This window comes from Pseudoalteromonas sp. S16_S37, assembly GCF_014694405.1.
GTDB lineage: Bacteria > Pseudomonadota > Gammaproteobacteria > Enterobacterales > Alteromonadaceae > Pseudoalteromonas.
This window is the reverse complement of record NZ_JAAUWV010000003.1, coordinates 191,835-203,838: the sequence shown is the minus strand read 5'-3', so window position 1 is coordinate 203,838 and position 12,004 is coordinate 191,835. Positions and strand designations below refer to the sequence as shown.

The window sequence follows — 12,004 nt, the reverse complement described above, 5'->3', positions numbered from 1 at the left end:
TTAAACTTCAAAGGGACCACTTGTTGGTCCTTTTTTGTTTTTATAAATAACGCGAAAATGACCTCAGCTTGCACAATCGATTAAAATAACAGCGAGCAATGACAGTAACATGACCAATTCGGCTATTTAATCTGCAAACAGACGTACATTGGCAGTTTTTTGCAAAAAAGGTGTTGACGACTTTGGGGCATATCAGCATAATACGCCCCGCATCAGCGATGATGAGAAATAAAAAAAGATGGCTATGTAGCTCAGCTGGTTAGAGCACATCACTCATAATGATGGGGTCCCCTGTTCAAATCAGGGCATAGCCACCACGCTTTTTTTTATTACTACCAAACTCATCGATTTAGCTGGTCAAATTTGCGGGGGTGGCGGAATTGGTAGACGCGCTGGATTTAGGTTCCAGTATCTTCGGGTGTGAGAGTTCAAGTCTCTCCCTCCGCACCAACTTCTCGATAAGAAGTAAAATAATCATGTTAAGTAAACGTTGTTGGAGTATCGCCAAGCGGTAAGGCAGCGGGTTTTGATCCCGCCATTCCCAGGTTCAAATCCTGGTACTCCAGCCATTGGCTATGTAGCTCAGCTGGTTAGAGCACATCACTCATAATGATGGGGTCCCCTGTTCAAATCAGGGCATAGCCACCATTTACTTACCTCCTGTGCGGGGGTGGCGGAATTGGTAGACGCGCTGGATTTAGGTTCCAGTATCTTCGGGTGTGAGAGTTCAAGTCTCTCCCTCCGCACCATCTCTTAAAGATGTAAAAAATTAAGAATTAATCGTTGGGTATTGTTTCGATGCGAAGCGTTTGCTACGAAGTAGAAGCGATAAGGAATAAATTTGTTTATTCCCAGATTCAAGTCTCTGACCTAACAATGATTTGAGTTAATCGTTGGAGTATCGCCAAGCGGTAAGGCAGCGGGTTTTGATCCCGCCATTCCCAGGTTCAAATCCTGGTACTCCAGCCACTCTTTCTACCAATAAGAGTGGAAGATTAAAATTTAGGATTTTTTAAATCCCTCAGTGCGGGGGTGGCGGAATTGGTAGACGCGCTGGATTTAGGTTCCAGTATCTTCGGGTGTGAGAGTTCAAGTCTCTCCCTCCGCACCATCTCTTAAAGATGTAAAAAATTAAGAATCTTTAGTTGGAGTATCGCCAAGCGGTAAGGCAGCGGGTTTTGATCCCGCCATTCCCAGGTTCAAATCCTGGTACTCCAGCCATGCGGGGGTGGCGGAATTGGTAGACGCGCTGGATTTAGGTTCCAGTATCTTCGGGTGTGAGAGTTCAAGTCTCTCCCTCCGCACCATCTTTTAAAGATGAAAATTAAAGATTTGAATAATCGACTGTTGGGTATTGCTTCGCTGTGAAACAGAAGCGGTAATAAGAACGAAGTTCTTACCCTCGATTTTTATTTCTTGCTAAAGATTTGAATAATCGACTGTTGGAGTATCGCCAAGCGGTAAGGCAGCGGGTTTTGATCCCGCCATTCCCAGGTTCAAATCCTGGTACTCCAGCCACTTCACCTACCAATTGAAGTGGAAAGTCGAAGCCTTAGCTAAAACTTTGGCAATTTGTAGGCAAGCAATCAGCTTAACTACTAAATTTATGCTCTAGAGCATATCCTGTGATGCGGGGGTGGCGGAATTGGTAGACGCGCTGGATTTAGGTTCCAGTATCTTCGGGTGTGAGAGTTCAAGTCTCTCCCTCCGCACCATCACTTAAGTAACTCCTTATTTTACATTCCTATTCTTCATTATTATTCTCTAACAGATGCACTTTTAGTTTCGGTTATGTTTTAAAATAAAAAACGGACCTTAGCCCGTTGTTTTATAAAATTATCTTTACTTTACCAACCTAAAGCATGTTCCAAGACTTTGCGTTTAATCGGCCCTGCATTGTTGGCAATTTTTAGAATACTGTTTCGAACAAACTTCAATGGTGGCACTTCGTTAGAAAAGCCAAAGTAGCAGGCATCCATCATACTCATCATAGCTAAGTTATCTCCTCGACGTTTACGCTCGTACGCTTTTAGTGCTTTGCTGTTGCCCAAGTCATCTAGGCCTTCTAAACACTCTGCAAGAGCCGCTACATCTTTTAAACCTAAATTTACGCCCTGCCCCGCTAATGGGTTAATGGTGTGAGCAGCATCCCCAACAAGTACAAGTCGCCCTTGGCTATATTGATTAGCATGCTGGCGAGCCAACGGAAACAGCGCCTTTTGCTCAACCGTAAAATCACCCGGCAGCTCAAAAAAGTGCTCTAGTATCTGATCTTTCAATTGCTCATTTGATAAACTCTGTAAACTCGCCAATTTTGCTGCATCTTGATACCAAATCAAGTTAGCATAAGGCGCCTGCATCGGTAAAAAGGCAATTGGCCCTGAGGGTTTAAATTGCTGCCAAGTTTTATATTGTTGTGGTGCATCAAGCTTAATTAAAATACCAAGGCACGCCTGTTGATATTGCCAACCTGTTACCCCAATATTTGCCAGCTGCCGAACTTGAGAGCGACCACCATCGGCAGCAATCAGTAAATCAGCCTGATAAGATTTATCAGTAAAACGCAAAGTTATAGAGTCTATGTTTTGCTCAAGTGCAATTGGTGCAGATGTGACTTGCTCTACGTCAATATTGTAGTGTGCAAACTGTGCCCACAAGCTGGCTTGAATAAGTTTATTCTCAATCAAATGTCCCAAATGTGTTTGCGAGACCTCTTCTCTATCGAACAATAAAGCATTATTAGCTTGCTCGTAGGCTTCTAATTGATGATAAGGGGCAACTCGACTATCTAGAAGCAATGGCATTGCACCAAGTTCATCTAACAAGCTTTCTGAGAAGCGATTAATAGCCGAAACTCGAATATCAACTTGCTCGCTTGATAACACCTCATTGGCATCAATTAGATGATTCTCTAGCACACGAACTTGTGCACCTAGCTTAGCAAGCTTAATTGCTGCTGCAGCACCAACCATACCGCCACCAACAACCACTACCTTGTTTTTCATATTGTTTGCCTTATCAATTTGAAACCTCTTTATTGTATCTTAACTCCATAGCATTTGTCCGTTTGTAATCACCACAATACGCTAGACCTTGATCCATCTTTTTAAAGTTAAAATCTATACTTGGCTAGTGACCTTAGGTCATATAAAATACGCGTCCTTTAAGCTTTGCAATTGCATCGCGAACTTACAATTGCGCGACGTTGTGCGTTAAAACCGAATTGAAAACGAGGCAATATTTCAATGAGTAAAAAGTTGCATATTAAAACCTGGGGTTGTCAGATGAACGAGTACGACTCTCAGAAAATGGCCGATCTACTAGATGCCACAAATGGCTATCAACTAACAGAAGAAGCCGAGCAAGCTGATGTTATCTTACTCAATACCTGTTCAATTCGTGAAAAGGCACAAGAGAAAGTATTCCACCAATTAGGTCGTTGGAAACTATTAAAAGACGATAACCCTGACTTGGTAATTGGTGTGGGTGGGTGTGTTGCATCGCAAGAAGGTGAAACTATTCGCCAGCGCGCACCATTTGTAGACATTGTGTTTGGCCCGCAAACACTGCACCGTCTACCAGAAATGATTAAGCAAGTGCAAAGTAAGCAAGGTGCGGTGGTTGATATTTCATTCCCAGAGATTGAAAAGTTTGACCGCCTACCAGAGCCAAAAGCTGATGGCCCAACCGCGTTTGTGTCGATTATGGAAGGTTGCTCAAAATACTGTACTTTCTGCGTGGTTCCATACACTCGTGGTGAAGAAGTAAGCCGTCCACTTGATGATGTACTACTAGAAGTTGCTCAACTAGCTGAGCAAGGTGTACGAGAAGTAAACCTTCTTGGTCAAAACGTCAATGCGTACCGTGGTGAAACACACGATGGTGAAACCTGTTACTTCTCAGATCTACTACGTTATGTAGCTGCGATTGATGGTATTGACCGTATTCGCTACACCACCTCTCACCCTGTTGAGTTTACACCTGATATTATTGAAGCCTATGCAGATGTTCCTGAGTTGGTTGATCACCTACATTTACCAGTACAAAGCGGCTCAGACCGAATTTTGAACTTAATGAAGCGTGGCCACACAGCGCTTGAGTACAAATCGACTATCCGTAAATTACGTAAAATTCGCCCGAACCTGAGCATGTCGTCAGATTTCATCATCGGTTTCCCTGGTGAAACAAATGCAGACTTCGAAGCAACGATGAACCTAATCAATGATATTGGTTTTGATATGAGCTTTAGCTTCATCTACTCAGCGCGCCCAGGTACACCAGCTGCTGACTTGCCAGATGATGTCTCTGAGCAAGAGAAAAAAGAGCGTTTGTATATTTTACAAAATCGTATCAACCAAATGGCACAAGATATCAGCCGTAAGATGTTTGATACCGAGCAACGTATCCTAGTTGAAGGTCCTTCGAAGAAAAACCCAATGGAGCTGCGCGGTCGCACTGAAAATAACCGAGTGGTGAATTTTGAAGGCCCACACTCAGTGATCGGTCAGTTTGTTGACGTACGTATAACAGAGGCGTTACCAAACTCTTTACGTGGCGAACTTATTCGTACAGAATCAGAAATGAACTTGCGTAAGGATGTTGCGCCGGCAGATATTTTAAAGCGCGCACCAACAGAACCAGAAGCTGATGAACTAGGTGTAACTACGTTTACCCCATAAATCAGATTGATTGCGCCAGCCTTTGCTGGCGTATTTGTTACAGGAAGCTATTTTGAGTAGTCAGATAAAAAATATAGAGTTTTACCTAGAGCCCGCCGATAACAATCGTCTTTCATCACTGTGTGGTCCCTTTGATGAAAACATCAAACAAATAGAGCGCAGATTAGGGGTAGAAATCGCCCATCGCGATAATTGGTTTAAAGTGACAGGCCAGCCTGTACAAGCCAAAGCCGCTATGGATATTTTGAAATCATTGTACGTTGACACTCAGCCTCTGCGCGGTCAAATCAATGAAATTGAGCCCGATCACGTGCACCTAGCCATTACTGAAGCGAATGTATTAGAACAAGATGCGCCTACAGTTTGGGAGCAAGAAGTCTATATAAAAACACGTCGTGGTGTGGTTAAACCCCGCAACCCAAATCAAAGCCAGTATGTGGCTAATATTCTTACTCATGACATTTGTTTTGGTATAGGACCTGCAGGTACGGGCAAAACGTACCTTGCCGTTGCAGCCGCGGTTGATGCGCTAGAGCGACAAGAAATTCGCCGCATTTTACTGACTCGCCCAGCGGTTGAAGCGGGTGAGAAACTGGGTTTCTTACCTGGTGATTTGACACAAAAAATCGACCCCTATTTACGCCCTCTTTACGATGCACTATTTGAAATGCTTGGCTTTGAAAAGGTCGAGCGCCTCATTGAAAAAAAGGTCATTGAAGTGGCACCTCTTGCCTACATGCGTGGCCGAACGCTGAATGATGCATTTATTATTTTGGACGAAAGCCAAAATACCACCACTGAGCAAATGAAGATGTTCTTAACCCGCATTGGTTTTAACTCAAAAGCCGTGATCACCGGTGACATCACCCAAGTAGACCTACCTCGTGGTGCGCGCTCAGGGCTTCGTCACGCAATTGAAGTGCTCAGCGACGTAGAAGAAATTTCGTTTAACTTCTTTAAATCTCATGATGTTGTTCGCCACCCTGTTGTAGCGAGAATTGTTGAAGCATACGAGAAAAAAGAAGAAGCCGAACGTAAAGAAAAGGCACTTAAAGAACAGGCCTACAGACAAACAAAAGAGCAAGATAAATGAGCGTAGACTTAGATTTACAGATTGCTTGTGAGTTTGACGATTTGCCATCTCAAACACAGTTTGAACTGTGGGCAAGCCAAGCATTACAACCCTACTTAGAGCATAGCGAACTGACTATCCGAATTGCGGATGAGCACGAAAGCCAAGAGCTAAATCATCAGTACCGAGGCAAGAATAAGCCAACCAACGTACTGTCATTTCCCTTTGAAGCGCCACCGGGTATTGAACTGCCATTAGTCGGGGATTTAATCATTTGTCCACAGGTTGTAAAACAAGAAGCAATAGAACAAGAAAAGCCTTTTCATGAGCATTTTGCACATATGGTGATCCACGGTTGCTTGCATTTACTTGGCTTTGACCATATAAATGAACAAGATGCTATCGAGATGGAAAGTCTTGAAAAAGAATTTCTCGCGAAATTGGGCATTAGTGACCCTTATCGCGACGATTTGTAACTATTTTATGGTCAAATAGCATCAACATCTAATTTGATATTTTACGGAGTAAAAAACGACAATGAGCGACGATAACTCGCAGAGTAGCCAGGGTTCTTCTGGCAAAACCTGGTTGGGACGCATCACACAGATGCTGCAAGGGGAACCCCAAAACAAAGAAGAGTTGGTAGAAGTCATTGCCGATGCTCAGGAACGCGATCTGATCGACCCTGAGACAAAGGATATGATGGAAGGTGTATTAGGTGTTTCTGAGCTTAAAGTGCGCGATATCATGATCCCACGCTCGCAAATGATAACACTTGATGTAGATGAGTCGTTAGAGCAGCAACTACCTACCATGGTAGAGTCTTCGCACTCACGCTTTCCCGTTATTTGTGAAGACAAAGACCATGTTGAAGGTATTTTATTGGCAAAAGATCTGCTGCCATTAATTTTAAACAAAGACGAAAGTCTACCTGCTATCCGTGAGTATTTGCGCCCTGCAATCGTGGTACCTGAAAGTAAGCGCGTTGATGCATTACTCAATGAGTTTCGCCAAAAGCGCTACCATATGGCCATTGTAGTGGACGAATATGGTGGTGTATCGGGTCTTGTTACCATTGAAGATATCCTAGAAATCATTGTGGGTGAAATCGAAGATGAGCATGATGATGATGAAGATCAACAAGATATTCGTCAATTATCAAGACATACCTATATGGTACAGGCTCTAACGCCACTGGACGAATTCAACGAGTTCTTTAAAACTGGCTTCGATAAGCAAGAGGCAGATACCATTGGTGGCATCATCTTACACGCCTTTGGTCACATGCCAAGTCGTGGTGAAACCATTGATATCGAGCCACTTCAATTTAAAGTGACTAACTCTGATAATCGTCGGATCATTCAACTTCAAGTAACCGTTCCTAAACCAGAAAATGGCGACGACGAAGCTGAATAAAGTACTATCCGTTGTAAGTGATAAGCAAGCGTGGCTGGCATTATTTGCCGGCTTTTCGCTTACTTTTAGTTATGCTCCTTTTAACGTTTGGCCACTTGTTATCCTTGCCATTGCCATTGCATGCTTTGTAACCGACAACAAAACCCCAAAACAAGTCGCTAAATATTGCTTTATATTTGCCTTTGGTTGGTTTGCTCTGGGTATTAGCTGGGTACATGTTTCCATAGCTCAATATGGCGGCTTGCCCCTACCCGTTTCTTTGCTTTTGATGGCGCTGTTGTGCGCTTACCTCGCCCTATACCCAATGTGTGCTTTTATACTGGCAAGCTACTTTAATAACAAACCTTGGCAGCGCACCATGATGCTTGTGGTTGGGTTTGCGATATTCGAGTGGTTGCGAGGTAAATTACTAACTGGGTTTCCTTGGTTAAGCTTTGGCTATGCGTTAACAGATAGTCCCGTAAACTCATTAGCGCCTCTGATCGGTGAATTTGGCCTATCGCTGCTGTGTGTGCTCGTAGGTTGTTGCATCTATTACAGTTGGCGTGCTCGCAGCGTTGTGCCATTGTCGCTCGCAATGATCACTGTGGTACTGCTTATTGGCGCATCAACCTTGAGCAATCAAACTCAACATAAAGAAAAATCGATAAAAACCTTACTTGTACAAGGTAACATTCAACAGAGTTTACGTTGGGAGCCAGAGCATTTTTGGCCAACTATGTCTAAATATAGAGATATGACTCGACCCCACTGGCATGAAGTCGACTTAGTGCTTTGGCCTGAAGCCGCAATTCCGGAAATTGAGGACTTCGCATCTCCATTTTTGAAAGAGCTTGATAAAGCCGCGGCGTTTAACGGTACAGCGCTCATTACTGGTATTCCTGATTACCAACTTAATAGCAAAACCGTATTTAATACCCTGATAGTACTGGGTAAAAAACAAGCTGAAGATACCCAAGGCCATTATCAGTACTTACATGCCAACCGCTATCAAAAACACCAACTTCTACCTATTGGCGAGTTTGTACCATTTGAAGATATCTTAAGACCTTTAGCGCCTCTATTTGATTTAGCCATGTCTTCGTTTACCCGAGGTGAAAGGATACAAGGTAACTTGGTTGCCAATGGACTGCATATTTTGCCGGCTATTTGTTATGAAATCGCATTTAGCGAGCTGGTGTTAGATAACTTTACTGAACACTCAGATATTCTCTTTACAGTTAGCAATGATGCCTGGTTTGGTGACTCTCATGGTCCACATCAGCATATGCAAATTGCTCGTATGCGCGCGCTAGAACTACAGCGCCCACTACTACGTGCCACCAATAATGGCATCACAGGTGTCTACGACCCCATTACTCATAAGCAACAATCTATCCCTCAATTTGAAGCAGGCGTACTCGAAGCTGATGTTCAATTAATTTCGGGCAGCAGTTTTTTTAGCCGTTATGGTCATACCCCTGTATGGATTGTTATCTTGCTTTCGGGGCTCATCGTGATAGCTTGTCGAATTGCTCCAAGACTCATGCGCCACATAGAAAGAGGCTTCCTTTGATTTTTTATCTCAACAATTTCGTTTTTTGCTGTCAGCTTAACAGCCACTTAAGTTCATGCATCGCGCTAGTGCAGTATGAGTCACAATCAATCTATTTTGGTGCAAAATGGCATATCAAAAAATCAGATAAAAACATAACATACTGAATTTAAATAAAATAAAAAGTTGGTATAGTTCTTCCTATAGATAATCATCAATCACAATATAACAAGGTGGTTATCATGTACGACTTATATCAAACTCTTTACTTACTATGGCACTTGGATATCAGTATTTGGCAAATCCATGACACTCAACATCCAGTTAGACGCGCAAGGAGCCAGTAATGCGCTCAATATCTCGCAATCACCCTTTAGTGTTAGAGGCCGTCCACAAAGTACTCAGCGAGCAGTTTTCAATTTCAGAGGCCGCAGAACAATATGCGCTACCTAAGCGTACCTTATATGATGCTGTGCGTCTTGCTCAGGCTAAACCAAAGCAACAAAGTAATAAGTTAAATGCGACTAAACAGCTATTGGAGCAACACCTCAAAGAAGTCGAACAAACACTACGTGGATTGCAACATTCATGAATATAAACGTGACAAAAATAATTCAGTCTGAACAGATCAGGCCACTTCAATTACAGCTCATAGAGCTGCTGGGGGCATGTATAAATGAAGGCGCATCGTTAGGCTTTTATGCGCCAGCAGATGTAAAGCAGCTAACCTCATACTGGCAAGATATCGAAGCGTCAGTAGCGCAAAACAAACGCAGCCTTTATGCAATTTTTCATGGTGATACGCCGATAGCCTCTGTACAACTTGTTCCCTGCCAAAAGCAAAATGGTCGACATCGCGCTGAAGTTGAAAAGCTCATTGTTCATCCACATGCTCAACGACAAGGGTTAGCTCGAAAATTGATGGCTGCATTAGAAGCTGACGCTTTACAGCAAGGGATAAAGTTATTATTTCTTGATACACAAACAGGTGATAAATCTGAGCTTTTTTATCAAGCGCTAGGCTACCAAAAGTCGGGCCAAATTCCACACTTTGTCACTAACAGTGAAGGCGTTTTTAGTAGCACCAGCTATTACTACAAGCAACTGACTTCATGAGACTTTCGCGCCGTTTTAAGCACTACCGCGATACTCAAGCTTATCATTGTTTTCATGGGTAAGACATGCCAGCTCTTTACCAAACACTAGATAGACTTCGTAGGCTTGAGTCATACTCATCACGGTTTTACCACTTTCAAAATTACTGATTGTAGCCTGATCGACGCCCAGCAATGAGCCCAACTGCTTTTGTGTTAACCCTCTTTCTTTTCTCAAAGCGCGTATACCGGTTTGTAACTCAACCTTAAACTTATCGACAAGGGCCTTCCTGCGCTGCGTATTATTTTTCATAACCAGCTAGCTCCTACAACAAAATCGAATTGATCATATGAACAGCCATAGATAACGGCATCGCTCTTTGCTGTACAAGCGCTTTAGGGATCCCCTGAATAGCTTCAAAGTCATCTAAAAATAACGCTAAGTCAAATTGGTTGCTATTCGTACTTTTTATATGTACTAGCACATAATAACGCAACTTAAGTCCGTTAAGGTGGCGTATCAAATCAATATCTCGCGCCGTTATTGTCGGCTTTAAGCAATGAGACACTTTAGTCGCAAAAACATGCTTAATGTAAACGCTTTGATCTCCTTTTCTGTATAGCAAAATATCGTTAAAGCCGCTTACATTATGAACCGTGGCCTTAACTCCATTTAAGATATTATTCCATCCATAGTCTTTACCTTTACTTTGTTACCTTGAGTTAACATTATGCAAAGGGCTGTGTGGAAAATCTCTCCAATATTAAAAATGACAACAAAACTTTTAATACCCAAAGCATGAGCTATTTAGTACTTACTCGAGTGTCTTTATTTCACAAGTTAACTTTATAGGCACAATTTGATTTGATGAACATGACCACTCAAGCATATCAGGAGCTGAATATCTCATTTAGCCTCAATGACTCAACGGGCCACCCTGTATTCGGCGCGAATGCAATATTTAGACTCTGGCGAGACTACTACAATAGAACTTCTGAAAATGATGAGCGTACCTTTTTAACTTCAAACTCAGAAGGTAAAGTTAAGAAACAGCTTGATATAGGTCGATGCTCATACGGCGACTATGAAGTTGAACACACTGAGCTGAGCGTAGCCTAGGTTATGTAAACCGCTGGAAGTCCAACTTTAATATAGGTGCTTGGCAATTGGTCGTACCGACATCACTCGGTCAAGCTACTGGTATTGGTGGCCCTAATGTCGAGATTGTTTCTTTAGGCCACATCTGTAAGCAACGTCTACTTTCAAGTACAAAAGGCTAATTACACTCCTATGGCAAGCAGGCTTTGCCTGCTTGTTTCAGTTAAGTTGAAAATTTAGGCTCAGCTTTGGCTTTTAATTGTGCAACCATGCCTTGTTCCCATGCATACTGGCTTTTTGCCCTCCACTCAAACCCACCTGTCTTACTTTCGTTGGAGTTTGCGATTAGACTCATCATAGATTTAAAATCAATAATATCAGCAAAGTTTTCATTATTTACATCATACTTGCCCCAATACTGGCTCTTACCCAAGTCCCCTCGTTGTATTTCAAGCCCTTCGATAAAATGCGCTTTAAAATCTTGCGCAGCTTTCACCAAACTATCGTTACTGTTAAGCTTTGTTTCTATTACATCACGCTGCGCGTCCGATAGCCGACCTGTAGCGACCAATACTCCTTGCTCATTAACCGAAAAACCCCAGTCTTTATGACTCAGCTCTGATGACTCGCGAAGTATCTGCTCTTCCATACCAGAATATGCGTGAAACATGCGTTGAGCCGCTTTGGGTGTATCACTGTAAAGTTTATCCATAGATGTAAAAATCGCCTCGATTGCACCTCGATGCGACTCAAAAGCAGGAGGAAGATTTAAACGACCATCCGATGTATAGTTTGCTTTTTCATATTCAGAAAAGTCAGTGTTTGAGGGTGTAAATATGTCATCGGCAAGTACGGTATTAAGCGTACTACTGTCTTGGCTAGTCTTAGGTGTTTTATTTGACGATGCATTATTTACGTGCTCTGAAGGAGCTTGATTGCTGGCGTATTGCATCGCACCTTGGTTACTACTAATTTTCATGTCATTATCCTTATTCCACGATAGTAGATTTGTATGTTATTCATCGGCCCTAAAATTAAAAACTAAAGTAACAACAATACTATATTAGGTTAGAAATATTGTCCTAAACCTGTAATTGGTTTCCACTGTTT

12 protein-coding genes and 11 tRNA genes are annotated in these 12,004 nt (G+C 42.5%); 19 read left to right on the top strand and 4 right to left on the bottom strand.

What is annotated here, in order from left to right; genetic code table 11:
- Positions 1–240 precede the first annotated feature (240 nt).
- The 11 genes from HC733_RS02990 to HC733_RS02940 all read left to right on the top strand — a co-directional run bounded on the left by HC733_RS02990 (position 241) and on the right by HC733_RS02940 (position 1,715).
- A tRNA-Met gene (locus HC733_RS02990) sits at positions 241–317 on the top strand.
- A gap of 48 nt (positions 318–365) precedes the next feature.
- Positions 366–450: transfer RNA gene (locus HC733_RS02985), tRNA-Leu, on the top strand.
- 44 nt (positions 451–494) lie between these two features.
- A tRNA-Gln gene (locus HC733_RS02980) sits at positions 495–569 on the top strand.
- A 2-nt stretch (positions 570–571) separates the two neighbouring features.
- A tRNA-Met gene (locus HC733_RS02975) sits at positions 572–648 on the top strand.
- 16 nt (positions 649–664) lie between these two features.
- Positions 665–749 (top strand) — tRNA-Leu (locus tag HC733_RS02970).
- Between the two features lie 145 nt (positions 750–894).
- Positions 895–969, top strand: a tRNA-Gln gene (locus HC733_RS02965).
- 57 nt (positions 970–1,026) lie between these two features.
- Positions 1,027–1,111: transfer RNA gene (locus tag HC733_RS02960), tRNA-Leu, on the top strand.
- Between the two features lie 35 nt (positions 1,112–1,146).
- Positions 1,147–1,221 (top strand) — tRNA-Gln (locus tag HC733_RS02955).
- Position 1,222: 1 nt separating this feature from the next.
- Positions 1,223–1,307: transfer RNA gene (locus HC733_RS02950), tRNA-Leu, on the top strand.
- A gap of 136 nt (positions 1,308–1,443) precedes the next feature.
- Positions 1,444–1,518, top strand: a tRNA-Gln gene (locus HC733_RS02945).
- Between the two features lie 112 nt (positions 1,519–1,630).
- Positions 1,631–1,715, top strand: a tRNA-Leu gene (locus HC733_RS02940).
- 132 nt (positions 1,716–1,847) lie between these two features.
- Here the strand turns inward: HC733_RS02940 and HC733_RS02935 are convergent.
- Entirely contained in the window at positions 1,848–3,005 is a 1,158-nt protein-coding gene (locus HC733_RS02935; RefSeq protein ID WP_190363567.1) for an FAD-dependent monooxygenase, read from the bottom strand.
- Between the two features lie 240 nt (positions 3,006–3,245).
- Here HC733_RS02935 and miaB point away from each other — a divergent pair, with 240 nt between their 5' ends.
- The 7 genes from miaB to HC733_RS02900 all read left to right on the top strand — a co-directional run bounded on the left by miaB (position 3,246) and on the right by HC733_RS02900 (position 9,817).
- Positions 3,246–4,679 (top strand): tRNA (N6-isopentenyl adenosine(37)-C2)-methylthiotransferase MiaB, encoded by a 1,434-nt coding sequence (gene miaB, locus HC733_RS02930; protein WP_190363566.1) that lies wholly within the window; start codon positions 3,246–3,248, stop codon positions 4,677–4,679.
- Between the two features lie 52 nt (positions 4,680–4,731).
- Complete coding sequence (locus HC733_RS02925) at positions 4,732–5,772, top strand: PhoH family protein (protein ID WP_190363565.1); 1,041 nt, start codon at positions 4,732–4,734, stop codon at positions 5,770–5,772.
- Positions 5,769–6,227, top strand: coding sequence for an rRNA maturation RNase YbeY (gene ybeY, locus HC733_RS02920; RefSeq protein ID WP_190363564.1), 459 nt, complete (start codon positions 5,769–5,771; stop codon positions 6,225–6,227). Before HC733_RS02925 ends, ybeY begins: the two co-directional genes overlap by 4 nt.
- 61 nt (positions 6,228–6,288) lie before the next feature.
- A complete protein-coding gene (corC, locus tag HC733_RS02915) occupies positions 6,289–7,167 on the top strand; it encodes a CNNM family magnesium/cobalt transport protein CorC (RefSeq protein ID WP_190363563.1) in 879 nt (292 codons plus the stop codon).
- Positions 7,145–8,722 carry an apolipoprotein N-acyltransferase gene (gene lnt / locus HC733_RS02910; RefSeq protein WP_190363562.1) on the top strand — a complete coding sequence of 526 codons (1,578 nt, stop codon included), beginning with the start codon at positions 7,145–7,147 and terminating at the stop codon, positions 8,720–8,722. The genes corC and lnt overlap by 23 nt, the downstream gene beginning before the upstream one ends.
- Positions 8,723–9,047: 325 nt before the next feature.
- The gene (locus HC733_RS02905; protein WP_190363561.1) at positions 9,048–9,293 is read left to right on the top strand and encodes a helix-turn-helix domain-containing protein; all 246 of its coding nucleotides are present in this window, start codon (positions 9,048–9,050) and stop codon (positions 9,291–9,293) included.
- A gap of 8 nt (positions 9,294–9,301) precedes the next feature.
- Positions 9,302–9,817 carry a GNAT family N-acetyltransferase gene (locus HC733_RS02900; protein ID WP_342365977.1) on the top strand — a complete coding sequence of 172 codons (516 nt, stop codon included), beginning with the start codon at positions 9,302–9,304 and terminating at the stop codon, positions 9,815–9,817.
- Positions 9,818–9,832: 15 nt separating this feature from the next.
- Here the strand turns inward: HC733_RS02900 and HC733_RS02895 are convergent, their stop codons facing one another.
- Positions 9,833–10,108 carry a helix-turn-helix transcriptional regulator gene (locus HC733_RS02895; RefSeq protein ID WP_190363559.1) on the bottom strand — a complete coding sequence of 92 codons (276 nt, stop codon included), beginning with the start codon at positions 10,106–10,108 and terminating at the stop codon, positions 9,833–9,835.
- Between the two features lie 13 nt (positions 10,109–10,121).
- Positions 10,122–10,421 carry a hypothetical protein gene (locus HC733_RS02890; protein WP_238937411.1) on the bottom strand — a complete coding sequence of 100 codons (300 nt, stop codon included), beginning with the start codon at positions 10,419–10,421 and terminating at the stop codon, positions 10,122–10,124.
- Between the two features lie 242 nt (positions 10,422–10,663).
- Here HC733_RS02890 and HC733_RS02885 point away from each other — a divergent pair, with 242 nt between their 5' ends.
- Positions 10,664–10,915 (top strand): hypothetical protein, encoded by a 252-nt coding sequence (locus tag HC733_RS02885; RefSeq protein ID WP_190363557.1) that lies wholly within the window; start codon positions 10,664–10,666, stop codon positions 10,913–10,915.
- Positions 10,916–11,117: 202 nt separating this feature from the next.
- Here HC733_RS02885 and HC733_RS02880 read toward each other — a convergent pair whose 3' ends face one another.
- A complete protein-coding gene (locus tag HC733_RS02880) occupies positions 11,118–11,873 on the bottom strand; it encodes a hypothetical protein (protein ID WP_190363556.1) in 756 nt (251 codons plus the stop codon).
- Between the last annotated feature and the right edge of the window lie 131 nt (positions 11,874–12,004).

What these genes read in the sequence shown, in the direction of transcription:
- HC733_RS02935 (WP_190363567.1), bottom strand. Translation starts at nt 3,005, where the DNA reads ATGAAAAACAAGGTAGTGGTTGTTGGTGGCGGTATGGTTGGTGCTGCA.
- miaB (WP_190363566.1), top strand. Translation starts at nt 3,246, where the DNA reads ATGAGTAAAAAGTTGCATATTAAAACCTGGGGTTGTCAGATGAACGAG.
- ybeY (WP_190363564.1), top strand. Translation starts at nt 5,769, where the DNA reads ATGAGCGTAGACTTAGATTTACAGATTGCTTGTGAGTTTGACGATTTG.
- corC (WP_190363563.1), top strand. Translation starts at nt 6,289, where the DNA reads ATGAGCGACGATAACTCGCAGAGTAGCCAGGGTTCTTCTGGCAAAACC.
- lnt (WP_190363562.1), top strand. Translation starts at nt 7,145, where the DNA reads ATGGCGACGACGAAGCTGAATAAAGTACTATCCGTTGTAAGTGATAAG.
- HC733_RS02905 (WP_190363561.1), top strand. Translation starts at nt 9,048, where the DNA reads ATGCGCTCAATATCTCGCAATCACCCTTTAGTGTTAGAGGCCGTCCAC.
- HC733_RS02895 (WP_190363559.1), bottom strand. Translation starts at nt 10,108, where the DNA reads ATGAAAAATAATACGCAGCGCAGGAAGGCCCTTGTCGATAAGTTTAAG.
- HC733_RS02885 (WP_190363557.1), top strand. Translation starts at nt 10,664, where the DNA reads ATGAACATGACCACTCAAGCATATCAGGAGCTGAATATCTCATTTAGC.
- HC733_RS02880 (WP_190363556.1), bottom strand. Translation starts at nt 11,873, where the DNA reads ATGAAAATTAGTAGTAACCAAGGTGCGATGCAATACGCCAGCAATCAA.